At 44.5% G+C, this 23,321-nt stretch carries 17 protein-coding genes; 11 read left to right on the top strand and 6 right to left on the bottom strand.

Annotated elements, in window-relative coordinates; translation table 11 throughout:
- The first annotated feature begins 138 nt into the window (after positions 1-138).
- Positions 139-2,469: a c-type cytochrome gene (locus Q0081_RS04425; RefSeq protein ID WP_298349788.1), complete on the top strand. Its 2,331-nt coding sequence runs from the start codon at positions 139-141 to the stop codon at positions 2,467-2,469.
- A gap of 76 nt (positions 2,470-2,545) precedes the next feature.
- A complete protein-coding gene (locus Q0081_RS04430) occupies positions 2,546-3,856 on the top strand; it encodes an enolase C-terminal domain-like protein (RefSeq protein ID WP_409034044.1) in 1,311 nt (436 codons plus the stop codon).
- A gap of 48 nt (positions 3,857-3,904) precedes the next feature.
- On the opposite strand, the gene Q0081_RS04435 is transcribed toward Q0081_RS04430, so the two are convergent.
- From Q0081_RS04435 to Q0081_RS04450, 4 genes are all read right to left on the bottom strand, one after another.
- A complete protein-coding gene (locus Q0081_RS04435) occupies positions 3,905-5,026 on the bottom strand; it encodes an acyltransferase family protein (protein WP_298349791.1) in 1,122 nt (373 codons plus the stop codon).
- Positions 5,027-5,265: 239 nt separating this feature from the next.
- On the bottom strand, positions 5,266-6,441 hold the full coding sequence (locus Q0081_RS04440; RefSeq protein ID WP_298349792.1) for a sialidase family protein: 1,176 nt from the start codon (positions 6,439-6,441) through the stop codon (positions 5,266-5,268).
- Positions 6,442-6,856: 415 nt separating this feature from the next.
- Complete coding sequence (locus Q0081_RS04445) at positions 6,857-7,267, bottom strand: putative toxin-antitoxin system toxin component, PIN family (protein ID WP_298349793.1); 411 nt, start codon at positions 7,265-7,267, stop codon at positions 6,857-6,859.
- A complete protein-coding gene (locus tag Q0081_RS04450; protein WP_298349795.1) occupies positions 7,264-7,482 on the bottom strand; it encodes a hypothetical protein in 219 nt (72 codons plus the stop codon). The genes Q0081_RS04445 and Q0081_RS04450 overlap by 4 nt, the downstream gene beginning before the upstream one ends.
- Positions 7,483-7,816: 334 nt before the next feature.
- Between Q0081_RS04450 and Q0081_RS04455 the strand changes: the two genes are divergently transcribed.
- The 4 genes from Q0081_RS04455 (at position 7,817) to Q0081_RS04470 (ending at position 12,665) form a co-directional block, all read left to right on the top strand.
- Complete coding sequence (locus Q0081_RS04455) at positions 7,817-8,275, top strand: hypothetical protein (RefSeq protein WP_298349796.1); 459 nt, start codon at positions 7,817-7,819, stop codon at positions 8,273-8,275.
- Positions 8,276-8,561: 286 nt separating this feature from the next.
- Positions 8,562-9,551, top strand: coding sequence for a DNA cytosine methyltransferase (locus tag Q0081_RS04460; protein WP_298349798.1), 990 nt, complete (start codon positions 8,562-8,564; stop codon positions 9,549-9,551).
- Between the two features lie 196 nt (positions 9,552-9,747).
- Entirely contained in the window at positions 9,748-11,388 is a 1,641-nt protein-coding gene (locus Q0081_RS04465; RefSeq protein ID WP_298349800.1) for a M20/M25/M40 family metallo-hydrolase, read from the top strand.
- A gap of 101 nt (positions 11,389-11,489) precedes the next feature.
- On the top strand, positions 11,490-12,665 hold the full coding sequence (locus tag Q0081_RS04470; protein WP_298349802.1) for a hypothetical protein: 1,176 nt from the start codon (positions 11,490-11,492) through the stop codon (positions 12,663-12,665).
- 5 nt (positions 12,666-12,670) lie between these two features.
- Here the strand turns inward: Q0081_RS04470 and Q0081_RS04475 are convergent, their stop codons facing one another.
- Together Q0081_RS04475 and Q0081_RS04480 are read right to left on the bottom strand one after the other, a co-directional pair.
- The gene (locus Q0081_RS04475; protein ID WP_298349804.1) at positions 12,671-13,927 is read right to left on the bottom strand and encodes an aminotransferase class V-fold PLP-dependent enzyme; all 1,257 of its coding nucleotides are present in this window, start codon (positions 13,925-13,927) and stop codon (positions 12,671-12,673) included.
- 175 nt (positions 13,928-14,102) lie between these two features.
- Positions 14,103-14,621 (bottom strand): fasciclin domain-containing protein, encoded by a 519-nt coding sequence (locus Q0081_RS04480; protein ID WP_298349806.1) that lies wholly within the window; start codon positions 14,619-14,621, stop codon positions 14,103-14,105.
- A gap of 244 nt (positions 14,622-14,865) precedes the next feature.
- Between Q0081_RS04480 and Q0081_RS04485 the strand changes: the two genes are divergently transcribed.
- The 5 genes from Q0081_RS04485 to Q0081_RS04505 all read left to right on the top strand — a co-directional run bounded on the left by Q0081_RS04485 (position 14,866) and on the right by Q0081_RS04505 (position 23,177).
- The gene (locus tag Q0081_RS04485) at positions 14,866-15,246 is read left to right on the top strand and encodes a hypothetical protein (RefSeq protein WP_298349808.1); all 381 of its coding nucleotides are present in this window, start codon (positions 14,866-14,868) and stop codon (positions 15,244-15,246) included.
- Between the two features lie 86 nt (positions 15,247-15,332).
- Positions 15,333-19,673: a CusA/CzcA family heavy metal efflux RND transporter gene (locus Q0081_RS04490; protein WP_298349810.1), complete on the top strand. Its 4,341-nt coding sequence runs from the start codon at positions 15,333-15,335 to the stop codon at positions 19,671-19,673.
- A 9-nt stretch (positions 19,674-19,682) separates the two neighbouring features.
- Positions 19,683-20,810 (top strand): efflux RND transporter periplasmic adaptor subunit, encoded by a 1,128-nt coding sequence (locus Q0081_RS04495; RefSeq protein WP_298349812.1) that lies wholly within the window; start codon positions 19,683-19,685, stop codon positions 20,808-20,810.
- 217 nt (positions 20,811-21,027) lie between these two features.
- Positions 21,028-21,588, top strand: a complete 561-nt coding sequence (locus Q0081_RS04500; protein WP_298349813.1) for an RNA polymerase sigma factor — start codon at positions 21,028-21,030, stop codon at positions 21,586-21,588.
- Positions 21,585-23,177, top strand: coding sequence for a hypothetical protein (locus Q0081_RS04505; RefSeq protein ID WP_298349815.1), 1,593 nt, complete (start codon positions 21,585-21,587; stop codon positions 23,175-23,177). The genes Q0081_RS04500 and Q0081_RS04505 overlap by 4 nt, the downstream gene beginning before the upstream one ends.
- Positions 23,178-23,321 lie beyond the last annotated feature (144 nt).

Below are 23,321 nucleotides of genomic sequence, written 5' to 3' on the forward strand. Positions count from 1 at the left end.
TTTCGAGGTTTGGTAGGTTTAACAAATTGATTAAGGTCTTGTTGCCTTGTTCTTAAACAAGTATATAGGCGCAAAAAATGACTTCCTTACAAAATGGCATTGTGTCTAAATCAATGCCATTCAGAACGTTTGCATTCTATGAAAGTCGGTTTATTCAATGTGATTATATCGGTGGCTGTGGTTGCCTTTTTTACCGCAAGCCACCTTCCCAAAGAAGAAGCAAAGCAACGTCCGCTTGATGTGTGGGCATTCCGCTCGGTGTTGGACAAAAAGCCTCGAATGCTCACGTTGGCCTTAAATTCTGACTTTTACGCGGCTTACGATTTAGCTCATTGCAAACTCTACAAAGTGTGGAAAGGCGGCGTGTCTATGGAAGGCGCGGCCTACACCGACAAAAAAGAAATTCAACCTACTTCCTGGGGGACAGCCTATTTTTCGGATAGCCTTCAATCCTTCCAATGGAGTGCGCAACTGAACGGTCAGGAAGTTTTTTCTCGCATCATGCATCGGGGATATACCTTCAAAAACAATCAAATTTACCTGAAATATGCGCTTTTTTTAACTACAAAAGACACAATTTTCATTGAAGAACGACCCGAGTTTGTGCAAGATAAAACGGGCAAGCCGGGATTAGAGCGCCTTTTTAAAACGTCAAACGTACCGAATGGCGTATCCATTTTCTTAAAATCAGCAGGTACAATCCTTTCATTGAACGCCAATACAACGACCAATAATACAACTTACTTTGAACCGCTTCCCGAGCAATTTCCACCTAAACCCACCGTAAAATTTGTTCATGCCGGCAGGGCGTCGATGGAAAAAAGCGATTGTTTTACCTGTCACAAGATAGAAGAAAATGAAGTGGGGCCCGCGTTTCAGCGGATTGCTCAACGCTACCCCAATGATAAAAAATCGGTAGAATATTTGGTCACCAAAATCAGGGATGGAGGAACGGGTGTGTGGGGGACGGGCGTAATGAATTCGCACGCCTTACTGCCGGACAGTGCGTTAAGAACCATCGTCGGTTATATTTTTACCCTCAAACCCAAAGCAACCATCGTAGCTACCCCTGCCGTTTCCACTAAAAAAACACAGGCTGTTCCGCGAGTGAATAAGCCCGGTTTTGGAATGGCGCTTCAAGGCGTTCATCCGAGTTATGACCTGAGTACATTGCATTCCAAAAATTTCAAACCGCGCGTAGCGGCCATGGCTTTTTTGCCCGATGGGCGCTTGTTGGTCACGACTTGGGACAAAGTGGGCGGTGTCTATGTGTTGGATGGCGTAACCACGGGCGATAGCAGTAAAATCAAGATAAAACGCATTGCATCGGGTTTGGCCGAGCCGCTCGGCATCGAAGTGGTAAACGGTGAAATTTATGTGTTACAAAAGCAGGAACTCACCAAACTCGTTGATGTAGACGGAGATGAACTCATTGATGAATACCAAGTGGTGTGCAATAGTTGGGGCGTAACGGCTGATTTTCACGAGTTTGCTTTTGGGTTGGTCCACAAAGACAATCATTTTTACGTCACTCTTTCGATGGCGATGCGCCTCAAACCCGATGAAAAACAACTGCCTGACCGTGGTCGAACTCTGAAAATCAGCAAAGACGGCAGTTTTGAATCCGTTAATTATGGATTGCGTACACCAAACGGTATTGGATTGGGTGTGGATAATGAACTATTTGTGACTGACAATCAGGGGCAATGGCTGCCGGGGAATAAATTCATTCACGTTAAAAAAGGCGACTACCACGGCATGGCTTGGGGATGGCTCAGTGACGAAGCAGCCCCTCCGATGGCACTACCCGCTATTTGGTTACCCGAAGACGAAATTGGAAACTCCCCTTCTGAGCCGGTGTTGGTGCACGAAGGTCCTTACAAAGGCCAAATGTTGCACGGAGACGTGACCCACGGCGGAATTCAGCGCGATTTTTTGGAAAAAATCAACGGCGAATACCAAGGCGCGGTTTTTCGGTTTTCGCAGGGATTTGAGGCAGGAATCAATCGGATGCGCTGGGGAACTGACGGGGCATTGTACTTGGGTGAAGTCGGAATGGAAGGCGGTGGATGGAGTTGGAAAGAACGCCTCAGCGGCCTGCAACGGTTGAAATACAACGGAAAATCGACGTTTGAAATGTTGGCGGTACGTGCTCAACCTCACGGTTTTGAGATAGAATTTACTGAACCGCTGAAAATAGGAAAAAGCCTTCAGCCTTCTGATTTTTTGGTGCAGCAATGGTGGTATAATGCTACGAAAAACTACGGCGGCCCTAAAATGGATTTGGAGCAAATGGAAATCACTCAAATACAAGTGTCCAAAGACCGAACAAAGGTGTATCTGGAAATCCCGAACCTGAAAGAGAAACACGTCGTTTATTTCCGTTTGCCGGATAATCTCAAAAGCAACAGAGGCCAGTCGCTGTGGTCGTCGGAAACTTGGTATACGTTGAATGCAATTCCCAATTAATCTACCTCTTTATCAAAAATTAGTCATGAATCGAAGAGAATTTGTCCAATATACGGGTTCAGCAATGGCGCTGGGCATGACCGAATTATCCTTTATGGAAAAAAAAGAGAATCCCATTCGCATCAAAAACGTGGATGCCAATTTTGAACGCGAGCCCCTTAACGCGTATCGTTTCAAAGGTGGTGCCATTACCGACAGTTGGCAAGCGGTAGCTATGCTGGAATCCGAATCAGGCGTAAGAAAGGTAGGATTGGGAACGCAGGGCGTGCTTTGGTCGGATGCGAGAGTGGCCGCAGGGCATTCCGAAAGCGCAGGTAATGCCCTCATGTACGCCATGAGCGAACGAGGGTTGCAACTGATAAAGGGAAATTCATTTACGAATCCGGTCCAACTGTTGGATGCTGTTTTGCCCGAAGTCCTGAATTACGGAAGAAAGATTACGGGGATTACTGATTTGCGTAAAACCTTTGCCCTCAATTCGTTGGTGTGCGTAGACAACGCGGCTTGGCTGCTTTATGCCCACGAAAACAAAATGAATACGTTTGATGAAATGATTCCTGCCGCCTACCGTCCTGGATTGTCGTACCGCCACGAGAAGGTAGCGAGTATTCCATCGTTTAGCGTAGGAACGACTGCCGAACGCATCAAAACCGCCGCCGATGAAGGATATTTTATCATGAAACTCAAAACGGGCGCGGCAGGGACGCAGAAAGAAATGCTCGAAAAAGACATTGCCTTTTTGACAACTTTGCACAAGACCATCGGGCATTACGAAACGCCCTACACCAAGAGCGGAAAAATTCCCTATTACTTTGACGCCAACGGCCGTTATGAACAAAAAGATACAATGCTGCGCTTTTTAGACCATGCCAAAAAAATCGGCGCTTTTGAACAAATAGCGGTGATTGAAGAGCCGTTTCAAGAAAGCAACGAGGTTTACGTGGGGGATATGGGCGTACGAGTGGCCGCCGACGAAAGCGCCCATACTGTAGAAGACGCCGCCCGACGGATAGAGCAGGGATATTCGGCCATTGCCGTGAAAGCCATTGCTAAAACCCTGAGTATGACGATGAAAATCGTTCAGTATGCCTATGAAAAGAAAGTCCCCTGCTTTTGCGCGGACCTGACGGTCAACCCAATTTTGGTTGATTGGAATAAATCGGTGGCAGCTCGCTTGTCTCCTTTTCCCAATATGTCGATTGGATTACAGGAAACCAACGGGCATCAGTACTATAAGAATTGGGACAGACTCATGTCCTACCACCCCAAAGAAGGAGCAACGTGGACCAAAACACAAAAGGGAGTGTATCCTACGGACGCCACGTTTTATGCCCAAAGTGCCGGGATTTTGGAGCCTTCGGCGCATTATGAGGATTTGTTTCGATAAACCTATGAGGTCTGATAAACGATGATTTTCGGACCTCATAGGTTTGGTTCAAAATTTTACAAAAATCTTGTGGCGATACATCACGTATAAAACCAACCAAACGAGCGCTAAACCTCCTAAGGCATTAAATACTTCGTGCCATTTTTCGGGTAAATGATTATACAGTCCCGCAAAGAGCAGTTGGGAAGACTTACCAAAATCTACAAAACGGCAAAGCAGATAAATGACCAAGGAATTCATGCCGATGACCTTAAAGAAAAAAGCCCAACGGGTATATTTTTTCACGTCAATGACCCAATAGAAAAGCACCACCAACAGGCAGGACATTCCGGCAGTAACCAATATAAACGAGCTGGACCACAGGTGTTTATTGAGCGGAAACCCAAGCGACCAAAGCAAACCCACCACGATTCCAACGATTCCCATTAATGCCAATTGCGATAGTTTTTTGTTGACCGGCAGTCTTTTCTGTAACAAATCTCCCGCCAAACAGCCAAAAATAGTTAAACACGTGGCCGAAAGCTGAGTCGTCATGGCCAGTTCGTCGTAAGTGGTTTGCTTCAAACGCCCGGGCATAAAATTGCGGTCGAGCCAGCCTACCAAATTCCCTTCAAAGGTAAGGTCGCCGGCGCTGAAGCCGGGAGCAGGGATGAGCATCAACGCGGCAAAGTACAAAATAAGAATTCCCGCCGCGATGAACAGCATTTGTTTCCACGAAAAATTCATATAAAGCAAAGCGGCAATAAATGTGGCAATGCCGATTCGTCCCAGTACGGTTCCGTAACGAATGTGGGCCGGGTCAAAAATATCGAGCGGAGCGTTTTTGTCTAAAATGCCAAAAAAGAAAAGAATCAGCATCCGCTTAAACACCTTTTTAGCCAAATCTGCTTTAGAAATACCTTTGGCCAAGCCGCTTCGCAAGCTAAAAGACAGCGAAGTGCCGGCCATAAACAGAAACAAAGGGAAGATAAAATCGTAGAAAGTAAAGCCGTTCCAATCGGGATGATGAAACTGCGCCGCCACGGCATCAATAAAGGCGATGTTGGTTTTGCCTCCCATCACGGAAAGGAAAGCGCCGCCGCCCGAAATCATGAGCATATCAAAACCGCGAAGTGCATCGAGCGAAGCCAAGCGACCTTGAGAGGCGCCTGATTGAAAAGTGGTTTTCATTTTTTAGGTTGTAATTAATAAGAAATTTTAAGTGATATCGTCTTTGTTTTTTTATAACACAGAGTTACGCAGAGTTTAAAAAATTACGGAGTTTCACTGAGTTTTATGCTCTCTGTGTAACTCTGTGAAGCACTCTGTGATACCGCAACGGCGGACCGTTCTGTATTCCTAAAAATACTGTTAATACTAAGTTTAGGTCTATTGCTATTTCAAGTACGGGGTTTACATGTTACTACTTTTTACTCCAAAATCGGTATTTTCCTGAATTTCCTGATTCGGTGAAACGTCAGGTAATTGGCGTCGTGGTTGTTGTGAGCGCCACCCACGCCGTCGTCGTAAGCGGTGCGGGAGAGAAAAACAATATTTTTCCCTTCAAACAGCCAATCCACGTACTGAAAACCGTGTTTGATGGGTTCGGGATGTTGCAATACAATGCGTCGCAGGTCCCATTTCAGCAGGTTTTTGGAACTGAAAAGTGCCTGCGTATTTCGCAAACTCGCGGGATTTTTACCCGCATTGGCTGCTTTGACCTCCTGCGGAATATAGTTAGAAAGGGTCCAGTACAGTTTGGATTTGGGGTCATAGCGAATCGTGAATTTTTTGCTCCCTCCTGGAAAAGGCACAAATCCCGTGGCAGGGTCGAAAGTGGCGGATTTTCCATCGGGACTGATGTGTACAAAAGCGGCCTTTTCTTCCAACGTCGATTTGTCGTCCACCCGCAAAATATCGACTAATTGCCCTTCGGGAGTGACCACGGCGTTTCCTTCAATCCACGCGCCGAAATTCCCGCCCAACAACGTAGAATCAAACGGCAACACATTGCTGTGGGTCCAGTTGGCAGCTTTCATCAGGTCGGCTTCCAACGGGATAGACATCATAAAAGCGCCGTAGCGCTTGCCCCATTTTTTGATGGGCCCCATGGCATCTTCCATGGCTCGCCACAATCGCCCGTTGTGTTCGATGAGCGGCACGGGGGCGCAGTGGTATTCACCCGCCAAAAGCAATCCAGTTTCGCCGTTGGTGGGTTCGGTCCAGGTAACGCCGTTGTCCGCAGATTTTCGGATGATGGTGTTGCCGTGGTGTTTGCTTGTGCCGAGAAAATACAGTCCATTCCGATGCACAAAGAGTTTAGACCAAAATTGCCCGTTGATTTCAGAAATTTGAACCCACGTTTTGCCCTTATCGGAAGAGCGATAAATGCGCGAAACGGGGTGTTCAAATTCACTGGATTTAGGGCCAAACAAATCATGTGAGGCCAGGTAATCACCATTTTGTAAAATGCAGAGACTCGGCGAACCAATGTACAATCCCGACGAAGCCGGACTGTACGCCACCACCGCACCCGGCACCTGCGCCACGGCAATTGTCCCAACGATTCCTATCCATAACCAACTCAGCAAAAGACGCTTTTTCATTCTTTTAACACGTTTGAACTAACAAACCATAAAAGCGCAGAGGGGGGTAAAAATACCGGGAGGAAGGGAGGTATAAATATGAAAGGTGAGGTGAAATGGGATTGGGCAATAAAGAAACTGAAAATGGGTAATGGTGATTATGGTATTAGAGAGAAAGGAACACGGCCTGTTTTGTATTTTCAGTAATTTTGAGGCAAAGGTTGGATGTAACGATACACAGAATGGGTAAAGAAAAGAAGTACAGTATAGTTTCCATGTTTTCCGGGAGCGGAGGGTTAGATCTGGTTTTTTTCTCCGTAGCAACGGTCCGACCCGATACTTTTTTAGAAAACACCACTCACCGCAGCGGCGGCCCGCCTCTACCTACCACAGATAAAGGCGCTCTCTATGCTGCTGTATAGCATGGTGCCGCCCACTACACACGTAAGATTTCTAAAAATTGGTTGGCGTTACAAATAGTAACTTTTGGAAAAAGGGTAGTTTTGAGGACATTAAAATGATTGTCGTGCGTAACAATAAAATCGGCGTTGGAAGCAATGGCACAGTCTACAAACTTGTTGTCGTCCGGGTCGATTTTTATCAAATCAAAGGCAAAATATCGTGTGATAAGGCGCGTATTGGGGGCATTTTCAATGGTTTCAAGTACAAGATTACTCAATGCAAGACCGGAGAAGCGTGTCAAAATTTCGGCGTATTCATCAAGAATGTCGGTGGTAACGCAAAGTGTATATTTGTTTTCCAAAAACGCCTTAAAAATAAGATGATAAGGTGAGCGGTCGGATACACAAACCAACAAAACATTGGTGTCTAAAACAACATGGGTCATTTCTTGTAAGGAGTACGGAGATTGGCTGATAGCAGGGTTTCTACTGTATCACTGTTCCATTGTTGTTCGTCCCATATTTTGTTAGCTTCTTGAATGGCTTTTTGTCCAAAATAATTGGTAATGAGTTGCTTGATAGCTATCCAATCGGCCTCATCAACGGGTCGCGAAAACATCTGTAAGAGCTCCAATTGCGGAGTAGTAAGTGGCGAAGACATCGTTTAAAATAATTAGATGTATAAAACAAAATTAACGCATAATTCTAAAAAAACAAATCAATGCCTCAAATCCTCCGTAGCAACGGTCCGACCCGATACTTTTTTAGAAAACACCACTAACCGCAGCAGCGGCCCCGCTCTATCTACTTCAGGTAAGGGTAAGGTCTACGTATGGTGCTGTATGGGATAGTACTATTGGCTATTGTGGGAGCGGCGGTATCAAAAGTATTTTTCTCTTTAAAAAAGATAAAAAATAATTGCCTCACTGAAATTTTATTTCAGTGCTGGACTGTAGTTTTATATCAATGTTTCTTGTTTAAAAAGCAAATAGGCTATGAAATATATAATCCTCACTTTCTTCGTTTCTTTTTGCCATTTGGCTCTTTGCCAAAAAAATGCGCCTAAAATCGATTCCATACCTAAGATGAAATTTTCTATAAATGATATGGGTGATTATCCTGTCGTTCATAAGACCTCAATTAACTCTTTTAGCAATAATTCTAACAATTCTCAATGGGTCTTCGCGCCAAATATGAACCAAGTAAATTTAGCAACAGGGTTACAACTGTTTTTTATTGATAATCAATTGGAAATGGATAGCCAAACAGTGATGGACTTATTAGAATCTAATTCTGGAATTGAAAAAGCAATGTATTTTATAAATGATAAAGGAGAATTTTATAACCCATCGGGTATAGATGAAGAGTTTCAATTTGCCATTAAGCAAGAAATACGGCGCTCAAAAATTAAAGTCGGTTCAGTATTAATTATAAAAACAAATAGTAAAGAATAATCGAATTCAGAAACATTCAGGCCTGCCTTTCGAAAAATCAAAAATATCACTTGCAACCTATTTTTCAAGGCATTGGGCAGTAGAGCAGCATTCGTTTTAAGGGAATTTTAGCACTGAATTTATAGCCCGATTTGGAAGAGCAATTTTTCAACTGGACAATGTAGTGACCTGTAAAATTAGCAGGATAGGGTACTAAAGGGAATAGAACACTGCTCGTATAGTATTTTCAGTAATTTTGAGGCAATTAAATGCGGAAAGACGTTCATATTGGATGTAACAATAGATAATGGGTAAAGAGAAGAAGTACCGTGTAGTTTCCATGTTTTCCGGAAGCGGAGGGTTAGATTTGGGTTTTTTGGCAACCAACCGTGCAGAAATAGTGTTGGCAAATGACATCAATAAATACGCCTGTGAATCGTATGCTAAAAATATTGGAAATCATATTCTTTGTCAGGATATAAGAGAACTAAAAAATATGCCCCAGGCAGATATAGTAATAGGAGGACCGCCTTGCCAGGGCTTTTCCACTGCCAATCCCAACAGGTCGTTTGATGATCCGCGAAACTGGCTTTTTAAAGAGTATGCCCGCATTTTATCGGAATCCAATCCCACTATTTTCGTTATGGAAAATGTATCAGGGATGGTTACTCTGGAAAAGGGGGCTGTCCTTACAATGATTTTGCAAGAACTTGAACATCAGGGATATAAGGTACAATACAAGATATTGAATGCGAAGGATTACGAAACAGCCCAAAGCAGAAGAAGAACGATCATTGTTGGAACAAAAAAAAACGTAACTTCTACCTATGACTATCCGCCGCCGGTGGTCAATCCGCCTTTGTTTGGACGATATAAAACGGTAGGTGACGTGCTGTTGAATAAACCCATAAATGGCAATAACTATAATCATGACATTGCAAAACTTTCTACTCTCAATGAGAATAGGATAAAATACATACCTCAAGGCGGTTCTATGAAAGACTGCCCAGTGGAATTACAAAATAACTCGGATTTAAAAAGAGCAATGAGAAGATTACATCTCAATGAGGTAAGTCCAACGATTGTCCACAATAACAATGACCATTACTATCACCCAACCGAACACCGAAGAGTAACAATACGCGAAATGGCAAGAATACAGGGCTATCCTGATGATTATATTTTTTATGGGCCTAAAAGCGAGCAATCAAGACAGGTAGGTAACAGCGTGCCTGTCCCCTTTGCCTTTCATATCGCAACAAGCGTAATCAACTATTTGGATGAGACAGGGAAATAGTCACTCAAGGCTTTTTTAAAGGAAATTTAGTACTGCCTCCCTGGCCCGATTTGGGGAAAGCAATTTTTCAAACAGAGGGAAGACCATTCACCGCAATAAAATCATGGGGCCGTTGCCCCCCTCCTCATTTGTATAGTTATTTTTTCTTCAAATCCTCTACTTTTGCAGTTGGATACCTACGCTCAAAACTTCCCAAGTGAAAAAACTGCTACTGCTTTTACTCCTGCCTTTCTTTGTTCATTCCCAGAAAGTTATCAACCGAAAGTTGCTGAAATCGTTGAATAAAATAGATTCCAACCAAATCAGAGCACACGTTCAATTTTTAGCAGATGATAAGTTGAAAGGACGGTTGCCGGGACAGGAAGGGTATCAAATGGCGGTGGATTATGTGAGCGGTCAATTCAAATCCATGGGGTTGATTCCCGCAGACGAAGGAGGCGGATATACGCAGAAAGTGATTTTGAGAAAATCCATTCTGAAAAAAGACGCCTTGTCTCTTCGCATGAATTTGAAAAACGGAGAGACGAAAACCTTGGAATATGGCTCTGAGTATTTGATTTTTCCGCATCCCGAAAAGACTTCGGTTGATATTTCAGCGCCGATGGTGTTTGTAGGTGCCGGGTTTGACCGTCCCGAAATGGGCTTCAACGATTATGCCAACGTGGATGTAAAAGGTAAAATCGTGGTGGTGATGAAAAAAGTACCGGACAGTCTCGCCGCCAATGTAAAACTGCACCTCAATTATGCCGCTACGACGCAGGAATACGCCATAAAACACGGAGCGATTGGAATTTTGACCTGCAATTATATGACGACCACGACGCAGTTTAAGGCTCAGGCCAACACCATGACTTCTACCGGACAAAATGCTTCGATGGACGACCATGGAAAAGTGGTTGGGTCGATAACGCACCGAGGATTGCCTCTGCAAATTTCCGGTTCCATCTCCATCAAAATGCTGAGTGACTTGATGAAGGCCGAAGGACTGGATTTTGAAAAAATTGGGGATAAAATGGATAAGGGAGAAAACGTGAGTGCCTACCTTTCTTCCACTCTTCAAGCAAGCTATGGTACTCAGCATGAAGATATTATAAGTTACAATTTGATAGGAAAAATTGAAGGAAGCGATGCCGAATTGAAAAATGAATACGTGGTTCATACGGCTCATTTAGACCATTTGGGAATCGGGAAAGCAGTGGAAGGGGATTCAATTTATAATGGTGCCCACGACAATGCGTCGGGGGTAGCGTGTGCCTTGGAAATGGCTCGAATGTACACCCGTTTGGAGAGAAAGCCGAAGCGCTCGGTATTGTTTGTCATCGTAACGGCCGAAGAAATGGGGCTTTTGGGATCGGCTTATTTTGCCGCGAATCCCACGGTTCCCAAGTCAGCGTTGGTTGCGGATGTCAATACCGATATGCCCACAATTATCGCTCCGTTGGAGTCGGTTTCGCCATTGGGAGCCGAGCACAGCAGTCTTCAGGAAGTGGTGAATCAGGCAACCAAAGCCTTGAAATTGGACGTGGAGCCCGACTTAGAGCCCAAAGAAGGACGTTTTGTGAGAAGCGATCAATACAGTTTTGTTCGGGCGGGCATTCCGGCGTTGCATATCAAATACGGCAGTAAAACCTCGTTGCCCAATTTCAATTTGTTGGAATCGGTCAAAAAATGGCGTGAAGCCACCTACCATAAGCCTGCGGATAACTTCAGCGGAGGCACTTTTTATTGGTCGGCCGGTCGAAAATATGCGCAACTCAATTTTTTAATTGGCTATTTAATTGCTCAAAATCCCCAACGTCCCACTTGGAAAAAGGGTGATTTTTTTGAAGTGAAATAAGGTTTTTGAACCTTGTACTTTTTTAACATTTTTTAGAATTTAAAAATCAATATTTTCTTCAAAAAGGCGTTGTTAGTGTAAACTTATCCACTTTCAACGCCATGAAACACACTTTTACATTCGTCTTCTTTGTATTTGCTATCAGCTCCTTCAGTCAAACAGAAAAAGGTAATTCATTTATTTCAGGGAATATTTCAACGGGATATTCTGTTAATGCCTACCCAAAAGCAGCATTAACGAAATCCAATTACTTCTCATTTTCGACAGGAGTTTCGTATGGAAAGTTTGTAAAAGATAACATTGTTTGGCGTAACTCTTTATACGGAGGGTTTGATCGTATTTTTAATCAGACAAACGATGGTTCGCAGGTAACTGCAACCATACTCCCCACAACCGTTTCACTCAGTTCGGTAGGGCTCTATTATTTTGGAAAAGACCGCTGGAGGGGTTTTGTAGGCGGAGGAATAAATTTCAATGGGAATTTTAACAAAACAAAAAATACGAGAACGGAGAGTTCTTTTCCGTATGATTATACCCAAAAACGGTCAAATTTTACAATAAAGCCTCTTTTTGAAGTGGGTGCTCTGTATTTTTTCAATAAACATCTGGCGTTAGAAGTATCGACGATTACTAATTCATTTCCCATCAATACTGCTTCGTTTTATGCAGGTTTAATCTATTGGATTAAACCTACTTCTTTTGAAATAGAGCCCAAAGAGCTAACGGCTTTAAAAAAAGGAGGTTGGGTGCTTGGGGGAGGTTTTGATATAAATGGGTCTTTATTTAAAAATACGAATCCGAATTATTCAAATACTGCACAGGATACTGAAAATGAAGGGTCAGTTAATGTTCAAATCGGAAAATTTGTAAAAGACAGAACAAGGGTAGGGGTGTATTTAGGTTATTCCACCCGTAAGGGTATCAACACGTATAACAATGGTCAGAAAAATGAAAATTACTTCACTAATTACACTATAGGTCTTTATTCGAGAAAGTACCTTGTGCCGGCTCGCTTTACTCCTTATATCGGGTTTCAGTTGAATTATGGCAGAGCCGAGTCCAAACAAATCGTCAACAATTCAAACACGGGTTTTTCACAGAGCAATAACTATAGCTTAGGACCGAGTCTTGGATTAGCTTATATCATCAGCAATCATTTTTTGGTGGAAGCTCAACTTGCTGAACTTAATTTGACGCATACGGCGGAATCAAAAACATGGGGTGCCAATTTAAACGGAGCCCTTCGGTCTAACTTTAGTTTGTTATACGTATTTTAATAACATTACGCCAATTCCTTCAACGCCTTCACAAACGTATCCAATTCCTCGGTAGTGGTAAATAAATGCGGGGTCACGCGTACGCCGTGGACGTTGGCGTAGTCAATAGCGACGGTCCAGATTTTGTACTTGTCCATGAGGGTTTTGGCAAGGTCGGCGGGTTTGAGTTTGGTGACACCCACGTTGGCGATGGCTCCGTGGCGTTTGGGGTCGGCAGGTGTATTGACCACAATGCCCGGATGGTTTCTGACCTGTGCCGTCCAGTAGCTTTGCAGATAGCGAAGACGCGCTTCTTTGCGTTGAATGCCGATTTTTTGGTGGAACTTGATGGCATCCGCCAACGCTAAGTCCGTGTGAACGGGGTGTGTGCCCGTATGGTTCAACTTGCGAATATCATCGTCAGGATGGCCTGTTTCACCTATTAATGGCCAAATTTGCTTGGTTTTGTCTTTTTTGACGTACAACAAACCCGCACCCAACGGACACCCCAACCATTTGTGCAAGCTGCTTCCGTAATAATCGCAGTGCAGGTCAGGAATCTTAAAATCAAAATGACCTACGGCGTGGGCACCATCTACCATAACTTCCACTCCTTTGGCATGAGCCATGTCGGCGATTTTTTGCACTGGCAAAATATGCCCCGTCACGTTGATGATATGACACACCATCAACAGTCGTGTTTTGGGCGTAATGGCTTGCGCGTACAGTTCCACAATTTCCTCGTCCGATGTGGGATGATTGGGGATGGAAATGATTTTATTGACAATTCCGTAGCGACGCGCCTGCTGTTTGAACATATCCACCATGGCACCGTAATCCTGCATGGCCATGATGGCTTCATCACCCGCTTTCCAGTCCATTCCCGAAATGATGGTATCCAATGACTCGGTGGTATTTCGGGTAATGACCACTTCTTCGTGCGACGCTCCGACCAATTCCGCCAATTGTTTCCGTACCTCCAATTTATCATCAAACTGCCGCGTTCGCATGTAGTATGACGAAATGGGATTAATGTCACGAATGTGCTGAATAAAGGATTCCAACACCTCATTGGATGCCAATACATAATAGCCGTTTTCGAGATGAATAAAATCCTTCGTTACCGTAAATCCTTTGCGTAATTCTGACCAAAATGCCTCGTTTTGAGCTACTTCCTCGGGTGTTTGTGAGGTGATGGAAGGAAGCAGCGAATCTAAGTTTATGTTTGGTATCGTGGCCAGTCCGGTCAGTGATTGGAGAAATTGACGTTTGTTGAGAAGCATAAGGAGGTAAGGAATTGGTTGATGAAAGAGTCGGCAGTAAAAATAGAAAAATAAGGCGAAATTAGGTACGTCAACCCCAAAACCACCCTAAAATAACAAAAAAACGGGCGACGTTCATGGGTAAAGTTCCCATTCCTGTCGCCCGTTTGTGTCGGTTTGTTTGATTAGTCCCTGATTACTTTGGCAATAACACCGAATCAATCACGTGAATAACGCCGTTGCTGCCTTTCAAATCAGTAGCTGTCACGATTGCCTTTGCACCTTTTTCGTCGGTCAAAATCACTTTTCCACCTTCAATCGAAGCAGTTAATTTACCGCCCGCTACGGTTGTCAATACAACTTTCCCCATGCCTCCTTTGATGGCGGCTAACACTTTGGTGGCATCCAAATTTCCGGCTACTACGTGGTAAGTAAGAATACCCGCCAGTTTTGCCTTATTTTCAGGCTTCAGCAACGTTTCTACCGTACCAGCGGGCAATTTCGCAAATGCTGCGTTGGTAGGTGCAAATACGGTAAAGGGGCCTGTTCCTTTTAGAGTTGTTACCAAATCAGCGGCTTTTACGGCGGCTACCAACGTGGTATGGTCAGCTGAACCGATGGCAATGTCAACCACGTCTTTTTTGTCCTGCGCCATGGCACTTACGGCAACTAAGCTTACTGCAAAAGCGAAAATGGTGTTTTTGATGAATTTCATTTTTTGGTTTTTTAGTTTTGTTGATAGTATAAAATGATACTATGTTTGATGAACAGGTTGTTTGCGCAATTGTTTTGTTCAGTTTTCTTAGCGCAAGAATTAAAAGCAGTAATTGAGTCACCCGGAATCTATATCGGTCGGCAAAAAGTAGGTCTCAATTCTCCCGATGCAGATATGATAGAAATCATTTATAAAGTCCTATCAAAAAAATATCTTTAAAAAAGATTACTTTTGCCCCGTGAAAATGTTTGTTTCAAGACTTTTGTTGATTATTTACCTGTTTTCAGCCACTGAGTTCAGTCAGTTGTTGAAGCTGCCGGTACTTGTTATTCATTTTCAGGAACATCAGCAAAAGAACCCTTCCCTTTCGTTTTTTCAATTCCTCCATCATCACTACGCCATCAATCACGCAGACGACGGCGATACCGAAAGAGACAGTCAACTTCCTTTTCGTTCGCACGACAATTGCAGTTCGTTTCAATTTCCTTTTTACTTCTTTCTGAGTTTTACGCCTTTATCACTAAGCGTCACCCTTCTCCCCGAAGAAAAACCTTCGTGTTATTCTGACGCTAATATTCTTGCGGCTCATCTTTCGGCTGTTTGGCAGCCCCCCCGAACCCTTTAATGGAACTTTTTTGAGCGGGCTATCCGCATTGTATCCTTCATCGGTTTCGATGAGGGTGTTCTATTGTTTCATTAAATACCATTTTCATGTTAAATTCAATCATTGAGTTTTCCGTCAGGAATAAACTCATCATTGGGCTATTTGTCATTGCCCTCCTCGGCTACGGTACTTACGAAGTTACCAAACTCCCCATTGACGCCGTTCCCGACATTACCAACAATCAGGTTCAGGTTATAACCATTGCTCCGTCTTTTGGGGCTACCGATATTGAACGTCTCATTACGTTTCCCATTGAGCAGGCCAACAGCAACATATCGGGAATGCACGAAATCCGTAGTTTTTCCAGATTTGGGTTGTCGCTCGTTACCATCGTTTTTGACGACGCAACTGATATTTACTGGGCACGCCAACAAGTAGCCGAGCGTTTGCAAAAAGTACAATCCGTTATTCCTCAAGGGGTTGGTGTACCTGAATTGGGCCCCGTTACGACGGGTTTGGGCGAAATTTACCAATACGTGGTACGCCCCAAAAACGGCTACGAAGGCAAATACAACGAAACCGACCTTCGTACCATTCAGGATTGGATTGTACGTCGGCAATTGTTGGGCGTAAAGGGCGTGGCCGAAGTCAGCAGTTTTGGTGGGAAACTCAAACAGTATTCCATCGAAGTGGACCCCGCAAAATTGCAGGCCAATAACATCACCATCAACGACGTTTTCAAAGCCCTCGAAAACAACAACCAAAACACGGGTGGCTCGTACATCGAAAAAGCTTCCACCGTTTTGTACATTAGAAGCGAAGGCTTGGTGGGTGGCATGGACGATATCAAAAACATTTCCATCAAAAGCTTCAGCGGTGGCACGCCCCTGTTTATTGGCGATGTAGCCGACGTAAAAATCGGTTTTGCCACTCGTTTTGGGGCCATGACCTACAACGACCAAGGCGAAGTAGCGGGTGCGGTGGTGATGATGTTGAAAGGCGCCAACAGCAGCGAGGTGATTAAAGTAGTGAAAGAGCGCATCGCCCAAATTCAGAAAACCCTGCCCGAAGGCGTAATCATCGAACCGTTTTTGGACAGAACCAAAATGGTGAACAACGCCATTGGCACCGTAGAAAAAAACCTCTTGGAAGGGGCGTTGATTGTCATTTTTGTGTTGGTGCTGTTTCTGGGAAATTTCCGAGCAGGACTTCTGGTGGCGTCGGTGATTCCGTTGGCGATGTTGTTTGCCATTATTATGATGAACCTCTTCGGCGTCAGCGGCAATTTGATGAGCTTGGGGGCGCTGGATTTTGGGTTGATTGTGGATGGGGCCGTAATTATTGTCGAAGCCGTCATGCACCAACTCTCTCACAATAAGAAATTTAGCGGCATTGCGCAGCTCAGTCAGCCGCAGATGGATGCCGAGGTAAATCAATCAGCGGGCAAGATGATGAATAGCGCTGTGTTTGGTCAAATCATCATTTTAGTGGTGTATCTGCCCATTTTTACCCTGCAAGGTATTGAAGGAAAAATGTTTAAGCCCATGGCGCAGACGGTGGCGTTTGCGTTGTTGGGGGCGTTTATCCTGTCGCTGACCTACATTCCAATGATGAGTGCGGTGTTTTTGAGCAAGAAAATCAAACATGACCTCAACTTCTCGGACCGACTCATGGCCAAGGTAGAAAATGCCTATCAAATTGCGCTGAATAAAGTCGTTGGTTTTCCCAAAACGGTCTTAATCGCTACCATTTCCCTTTTTGTTTTTGCGATTTTTGTGTTTTCAACTTTGGGCGGTGAGTTCATTCCTGCCCTCGAAGAAGGCGATTTTGCAGTGGACACGCGAGTGCTGACGGGCAGTAACTTAACGACTACCATTGCCAATACCCAAAAAGCGGCTCATATTCTTAAAAGTCGTTTTCCCGAAGTAGAAAAAGTGGTGACCAAAATAGGCAGCGGCGAAGTTCCGACCGACCCCATGCCCATGGAAGCCAGCGATATGATGGTGATTTTGAAGGACAAAAGCGAATGGACTTCGGCAAAAACCTTTAACGAATTGGCCGAAAAAATGGGAACGGCCTTGGCCGAAATCCCTGGCGTAACGGCTGGTTTTCAGTATCCCGTTCAGATGCGTTTCAACGAACTGATGACGGGCGCACGACAAGACGTAGTTTGTAAGATTTTTGGGGAAGATTTAGACACCTTGGCGGCTTACGCCCATAAACTGGGCGGACTCATCAACACCGTGGAAGGGGCAAAAAACCTGTACGTAGAGGCGGTATCGGGAATGCCGCAAATCATTATTAAGTACAACAGAAATACCATTGCCCAATACAATCTCAACATCGCCGACATCAATCGGGTAGTCAATACGGCTTTTGCCGGACAAAGCAGCGGAATGGTTTTTGAAGGTGAAAAACGCTTTGATTTGGTGGTGCGCCTCGGCGGTGAGCAAAAAAAGGACGTGACCGCCGTTCAAAACCTGCTGATTCCTACGCCACAAGGCACGCAAATTCCGCTGTATCAATTGGCCGACGTTCAAATCAAGGAAGGCCCCAATCAAATTCAGCGCGAAGATGCCAAACGCCGAATTGTGGTGGGTTTCAACGTTCGTGGCCGCGATGTGCAAACCATTGTCACCGAACTACAAGCCAAAGTAGATAAGCAAATTCGCTTTCCTGCGGGCTATTACGTGACCTACGGCGGGGCATTTGAAAACCTCAACGCCGCCAAAGAACGCCTGATGATTGCCGTACCTGTGTCGTTGATATTGATATTTTTATTGCTCTTTTTTGCCTTCAATTCGGTCAAACAGGGCTTGCTGATTTACTCGGCCATTCCGCTGTCGGCCATTGGCGGCATTTTGTTTTTGGCGATGCGCGGAATGCCGTTCAGCATCAGCGCAGGGGTGGGATTTATTGCGTTGTTTGGCGTAGCGGTGCTGAACGGTATTGTACTGATTGCAGAGTTTAACCGTCTCAAAGCAAGCGGATTAGATGATACAAAAAGCATTGTTCTGAACGGTACCAAAGTACGCCTTCGCCCCGTTTTGATGACGGCTTTTGTAGCATCCCTCGGCTTTTTACCCATGGCCATCAGCAACGGCGCAGGGGCCGAAGTGCAGCGTCCGTTAGCCACGGTCGTCATTGGCGGGCTGTTAATTGCTACTTTTCTGACCTTGTTTGTACTGCCCGTTTTGTACATGGTTTTTGAAAAAGTAAGCATTAAACCTATTAAAAAAACAGCCGCAAGTATTGTTTTACTTTTAGGTTTTTGGGGCAATCATGCCCAAGCCCAAATGCCCATTACCTTGCAGGCCGCCATTGATACAGCCCTGAAAAACAACCTGTTGGTGAAAAATGAAAAACTGATTTCGACTTACCAACAGGAGTTGATAAAAACGGCAAAGAATTTGCCGCAGGCCAATGCCACCGCCGAGATTGGGCAAATCAACAGCGCGTACGTGGACTCAAAAATCGGTATTGGGCAGGCGTTCAGTTTTCCGAAAGTTTATAGCACCCAAAAAAATCTGTTGAACGAAGAATGGAAACGAAGCCTTTTGGCGGTGAACGTACGGGAAGTTTTATTGAAAAAACAAGTAACGCAGGTTTTTTACGGCTTGCTATATCTACAACAAAAGCGGCAATTACTGCAATTTGCCGACACGCTTTACACCGATTTTTTCAAAAGGGCCGAATTGCGTTTGTCGAAAGGTGAAAGCAATGTGCTGGAAAAAGCCACTGCCGAAACCCAGTTGGGACAAATTACGACGCAATTGAATCAGCTTTTGCAGGATATTGACATGATGCAGTTGCAGTTTCAGTTGTTGCTCAATTCGTCCACCACCTTTAGCCCTTCTGCCAACAACTTCAAACTCGCAAGAACGGCCACTGAGATGTCGTTAAACGAGCACCCGTTTATGCAATTGCTAAAACAACAGCAGTTCATTGCGGCGGCCTCTGTTGAGGTTGAAAAAGCACGATTGCTTCCCAATCTTTCTGTGATGTACAACAACGGCAGTATTCGGGGCGTGGGTGCGGACAATAAAACCTATTCGGGAACCCACCGATTCCAGTCGGTGCAGTTGGGCGTTGGGATTCCTATTTTTACGGCCGCTCAAAAAGCCCAAATCAACAGCGCCAAAGTGCTTCAACTCGTGGCCGAAAGCAATTATTCGGTGGGTTTACAATCATTGGATATTGAGTATAAAACGGCTCAAAATCAGTACGATAAATTCGCCCAAACGGTCGCTTATTTTGAAAATACGGCCCTGGCCAACGCCCGTTTGATTACGACCACGGCCAACCAACAGTTGTTTGCGGGAAATATCAATTACCTCGAATGGGTGCAATTGGTAAACCAAGCCACCACTGTGAGAAACGACTACGTAGAAGCCGTTCGGAACCTGAATGAGGCCGTTATTCAACTCAATTATTTCAACAATAAATAGACAATCACCATGAAAAATACATTCATATTCATCACAATTCTTGGACTATTGACCGCCTGCGGAAGCAAAACGACCGAAGAACAAACGGCGACTGCGCCATCCAACAAAAACGCTGTAAAACTCACCGAAATTCAAATCAAAAACGCGGGAATCGTGACGGGAAGTTTAGAGCAAAAACAAATCTCGTCGGTGCTGAAAGTCAATGGGAAAATAGAAGTACCACCCCAAAACGTGGTTTCCATCAGTGTGCCGATGGGCGGTTATTTGAAAAATACGGGCTTGTTGGTAGGCATGAACGTACGTAAAGGGCAATTGTTGGCCGTGATTGAAGACCAGCAGTACATTCAGTTGCAGCAGGATTATTTGACGGCCAAATCAAAAATCAATTTCTTAGAAAACGAGTACCTGCGCCAAAAAGACCTCAACCAAAGCAAAGCCAGTAGCGACAAGGTCTATCAACAATCAGAAGCGGAATTTAGAGGGCAGCGGGTATTGTTGAGTGCGTTGGCCGAAAAACTAAAATTGGCAGGCATCAATCCAACGAAATTGACCGAAGACAATATTTCTCGCACTGTTAGTATTTATTCACCCATCAGCGGTTACGTGTCCAAAATCAACAGCAACATCGGCAAGTACGTCTCACCCACCGAAGTGATGTTTGAACTCATCAATCCGACCGATATTCACCTGGCGTTAAAGGTGTTTGAAAAAGACGTGGATAAGCTGTTTATCGGGCAAAAGATATTGACTTTTACCAATAATCGTCCCGATAAGAAATATGTTTCGGAAGTGATTATGATTGGCAAAGACCTCACTGCCGACCGTGTGAGCGAAGTGCAGTGCCATTTCAAAAATTACGACAAAGCCCTTATTCCAGGCACGTACATGAACGCCGAAGTAGAAGTCAAAAACAGCAGCGCGTATGTATTGCCCGAAGACGCCATTGTGCGCTACGAAGGCAAACACTATGCTTTTATCAAGAAAGCCGCCAATGAATTTGAGATGAAAGAAGTGCAAATTGGCAACACCGAAAACGGTTTTACTGAAATTCTTAATCCTGACAAGACCACTCAAAACTTTGTGGTAAAAGGGGCGTATGCGTTGTTGATGAGTCTTAAAAACAAGTCGGAGGAGTAGTGGAATCCGTCATCATTTAGTTGGGGTTTACGCCTAATTGAGCAAACTCCAACTAAATTTTATTGATCACCCCACCCTTTTGGGGCTTTTTTCATCTTGTACTGGATGGAAGGATTATGAACCATATTAATTCCAAAACCCTAATGTTTACACTAAAAAAAAGACGCTCCAAATAGATGATATGCTACCATGATTTACCACTAAACCTCACAGTATTTTGCCGGAAAGTCAGCTCATAAAAGCCTGTTTGCGAGGAGAAGCGTTAGCGTATGAACGCCTTTATCAACAATATGCCCCCAAAATGATGGTGGTATGTAAGCGGTATGTGAATGATTATGAAGATGCCAAAGACCTTTTACAGGAAGGGTTTATGAAAGTTTTTCAGGAGCTGCACCGCTTTCGCAATGAAGGTTCGTTTGAGGGTTGGGTACGACGAATCATGGTCAATGTGTCATTAGAGCATTACAAAAAAGTTGTCAAACCTGGCCATCAGTTGGACGACATTTCGCTGCTGACCGACCATTTTCAACCCATTGCTGACCAAGATATCGAAAGCCACCTTTCAGCAGAGGAATTGTTACTTTTAGTACAAACCCTACCACCAGCATATCGCATGGTGTTCAACCTGTATGTTTTTGAAGGATTCAAACACCACGAAATCGCTAAGCAGCTGGGTATTGGCGAAGGGACTTCCAAGTCCAACCTACAGGATGCGCGTCGGCTACTACAAAAGAAGATATTGATCATGAACAAAGAAGCTAAAACCCGTTCGATATGAGCGAGCAAAAACCACACAAAATAGACGAGACTTTTCGTTCGATGATTGAACGGATGTCGTTCGAGCCACCCCCGGCCAATTTGGATGGAATGAGAGCCAATGCGCTCCAATTACACCTTGGTAGACTGCGAGCAGAAAATGGCTGGCTTAAAGCGGCTCTGGGCATAGCCATGCTACTGTTGGGAGGTAGCGGGTATGTATTGCTGAAAGGGGAGGCCCCCCCACGGCAGGAATCGGTAGCTCAGCAGATCATAAAAGTCAAAGAAACCGACACCGTTTATATTACCCGAACGGAGCGGGTTTATATTCGAGTACCTATTCCTGAATCCATCAACGACGGGTCTGATTTTGCTCAGGACAATACGAAAGCCATTGATAGTCAATCTAAAAACAATAAAACCTCCCCGAATGAAGAAACAATTACTTTAAGTGAAAGTTATCGAAGTACCGCAAACCCCAAAAGCGGAATTTCTAAAAATACTCCATACGATTCAAAAGATATTGTTGAAAATAATCGGTCCGGCAACCGTAAGCGCAGCATTACCACTAATCAATCCTTCGGTCAAAATTCAAATCGCCGAAAACAGACCGGTAATGTTGAATCCAACAGTCAAAATATGGCTAAAAACCAAGCTCTGGCTGAAAACATCGTGCCACCGACAGCCGACCTAAAACATACGCCCGAGGCGTTGATGGGCGCAGAAAATAACTTACTGAATCTTGCTTTTTTAGAGCCGTTGAATTACTCAATTGTGCCGCATCTGAACATTCCAAAGATTCACGGTATACTTAAAAATCAGTCAGCTGCAAAACTTAAAAAAACTCATCAGCCTTTCAGCAAGAGACTTTCAGTGTCTGTGTATTTTTCTCCCGAGTTAAATAGCCTGCGTCTTAGACGGGATGAAATTGACGCCTTTGAGTATGGTCATGAAAAAATTACAGAGACCCAAGTGGCGGGTTTTCGGGTTGGGATAAAACTATCGGGCAAACTGAGTTTGTTAACGGGTATGGAATACCAAACAATCCGCTTTGAACATGCGGGACTCAGTAAGGAAACCCTGATTGCGCAAGACGTAAACGGTAAACCCACATTCTTAAAAAAAACGGTGTTTGGTATGGCGCAAATCCCTGGAGATTTTTACACGTCCAATCCGATGGTAGGCAGCCGTGTTGTTATTGAAGGAGACGAAGATAATTTCGTGCAGCATTTGCGAATTCCCATGGCGCTTCAGTATGATTTTTACAGCCGAAAACTGCCATGGCGGCTCCAACAAAAAAACATGGGTTTAAAACTCTACACCCTTGTGGGCGGCTATTGGGCTATCCCCACCAAACAGCAAATGAAAGCAGAGATTTACGAGCCCGACGGTCACGATTTTTACAGCACTCTCACCCATTTTCAAAACACAAAACCGTATTTTGGATTCAACGCAGGGGTAGGCGCAGAAATACGTTATGGCCGGCATTGGCAGGTGTTTGGAGAGCCTTACTATCAAGCTGGAATTACCAGCATGGTTCAAAATTTGCCCCTCCGAACGTTTGTTGACGGATTTGGTTGCCGTTTTGGTGTCAAATTTCAGTTAAAATAACAACAGGTTTCCAGTGTTTGAAAGTGTCGGGCGACCATGTCCGGCACTTTTTTTGTCGCCTTGGGCATGCTACCGGGCGGCGTTCCGCACAGACTTGGACAGTCGAGTACTTCGACGCCGACGGCAGCCCGGTAGATGCCTATC

This window comes from Runella sp., assembly GCF_027484545.1.
Taxonomy (GTDB): Bacteria; Bacteroidota; Bacteroidia; order Cytophagales; family Spirosomataceae; genus Runella.

What these genes read in the sequence shown, in the direction of transcription:
- Q0081_RS04475 (WP_298349804.1), bottom strand. Translation starts at nt 13,927, where the DNA reads ATGCTTCTCAACAAACGTCAATTTCTCCAATCACTGACCGGACTGGCC.
- Q0081_RS04480 (WP_298349806.1), bottom strand. Translation starts at nt 14,621, where the DNA reads ATGAAATTCATCAAAAACACCATTTTCGCTTTTGCAGTAAGCTTAGTT.
- Q0081_RS04490 (WP_298349810.1), top strand. Translation starts at nt 15,333, where the DNA reads ATGTTAAATTCAATCATTGAGTTTTCCGTCAGGAATAAACTCATCATT.
- Q0081_RS04495 (WP_298349812.1), top strand. Translation starts at nt 19,683, where the DNA reads ATGAAAAATACATTCATATTCATCACAATTCTTGGACTATTGACCGCC.
- Q0081_RS04440 (WP_298349792.1), bottom strand. Translation starts at nt 6,441, where the DNA reads ATGAAAAAGCGTCTTTTGCTGAGTTGGTTATGGATAGGAATCGTTGGG.
- Q0081_RS04435 (WP_298349791.1), bottom strand. Translation starts at nt 5,026, where the DNA reads ATGAAAACCACTTTTCAATCAGGCGCCTCTCAAGGTCGCTTGGCTTCG.
- Q0081_RS04505 (WP_298349815.1), top strand. Translation starts at nt 21,585, where the DNA reads ATGAGCGAGCAAAAACCACACAAAATAGACGAGACTTTTCGTTCGATG.
- Q0081_RS04485 (WP_298349808.1), top strand. Translation starts at nt 14,866, where the DNA reads ATGTTTGTTTCAAGACTTTTGTTGATTATTTACCTGTTTTCAGCCACT.
- Q0081_RS04455 (WP_298349796.1), top strand. Translation starts at nt 7,817, where the DNA reads ATGAAATATATAATCCTCACTTTCTTCGTTTCTTTTTGCCATTTGGCT.
- Q0081_RS04445 (WP_298349793.1), bottom strand. Translation starts at nt 7,267, where the DNA reads ATGACCCATGTTGTTTTAGACACCAATGTTTTGTTGGTTTGTGTATCC.
- Q0081_RS04425 (WP_298349788.1), top strand. Translation starts at nt 139, where the DNA reads ATGAAAGTCGGTTTATTCAATGTGATTATATCGGTGGCTGTGGTTGCC.
- Q0081_RS04430 (WP_409034044.1), top strand. Translation starts at nt 2,546, where the DNA reads ATGACCGAATTATCCTTTATGGAAAAAAAAGAGAATCCCATTCGCATC.
- Q0081_RS04470 (WP_298349802.1), top strand. Translation starts at nt 11,490, where the DNA reads ATGAAACACACTTTTACATTCGTCTTCTTTGTATTTGCTATCAGCTCC.
- Q0081_RS04450 (WP_298349795.1), bottom strand. Translation starts at nt 7,482, where the DNA reads ATGTCTTCGCCACTTACTACTCCGCAATTGGAGCTCTTACAGATGTTT.
- Q0081_RS04460 (WP_298349798.1), top strand. Translation starts at nt 8,562, where the DNA reads ATGGGTAAAGAGAAGAAGTACCGTGTAGTTTCCATGTTTTCCGGAAGC.